Below are 1,023 nucleotides of genomic sequence, written 5' to 3' on the forward strand. Positions count from 1 at the left end.
ACTTTTGGGGAGGTACTCCTTTTTTTGTGTCTTGAAAGCTTTACGAGACTTAGGATTCAAATTATGAAATTCACTCAATTGAGTAAGTTACATAATTTGAACCTCAAGTCTTGCAAGGCTTTCAAGACACGAAAAAAGGAGATAACAAAAATTGTGAAATTGATAAGTGTTAGAAATAATTTAGATATATTATTGTTGCCTATTGGTTATTGTCACAACGATTTTATAATTTCGAAAAAACTTAAGCAGATTGCCCACAATTCTTTTGATTATCTCGATAAAAAGGTACGTCCATTGATATAATGTCAATTATCGCAACATCAAAATTTTTTATTGGTTCAAGCTTACACGGAAATATTACCGTTTCTCATAGGATCAATATCATTGGTTTGTCAAAACTTAAGGGATTCGTTGAGTTAATTAATCGCTCAACTCTTTGCATAGAAAACTTAGAGAAATTGGAGAATATTATTGAAAGAAACCATATTGATACAATTGTAAACAGAGTTGAACATAAGAAGTCTTTAAATCGGTTAATGCAGCAAATTGGTCAGCATTTTGATAGGGTAAGTAAGATTGTTCAAAGTGATATTAAATGAGTTTCTATATCAATGTTGTTTCATAAATTATCTTAAATAAAGCAGATTGACAACCTACTTATGTATTATCCGGATACAGTCGAAATCGCTTGTTCTTCAAATGGTTGAACAATAAAATCAAATTTTGCGATTTAAGGTGGACTATCTCGTTGCAAAGTAAGCGTCTCCACCTTCTGCTAATGTCTGGCATGTGAGAAAATCTCCTAGATATTAAAAGGAGGTTTTTGCGATGACACATTCAGAACGGAGAAACTTGTGGATTGAGCGAATTTCTACTTTTAAAGAAAGTGGACACAAATTGTTATGACGAATTGTAATATTAAGTGCGACACCTAAAAATAAACACAAAAAAAGCCCATGATACTTCGTGTAAAATGAAGTTACCACACAACCCTTACACGGAGGTTTTATCATGAGCTACTCC

Annotated in this window: 1 protein-coding gene; it reads left to right on the plus strand. The window is 32.4% G+C overall.

Annotation, left to right across the window (positions count from 1 at the left end; genetic code table 11):
- Window positions 1-389: 389 nt before the first annotated feature.
- Window positions 390-599 (plus strand): hypothetical protein, encoded by a 210-nt coding sequence (locus tag PQ474_RS26175; RefSeq protein WP_273848512.1) that lies wholly within the window; start codon window positions 390-392, stop codon window positions 597-599.
- Window positions 600-1,023: the final 424 nt, after the last annotated feature.

The organism is Halalkalibacter alkalisediminis (genome assembly GCF_028610705.1).
In the GTDB taxonomy this organism is placed as follows: domain Bacteria; phylum Bacillota; class Bacilli; order Bacillales; family Bacillaceae_D; genus Halalkalibacter; species Halalkalibacter alkalisediminis.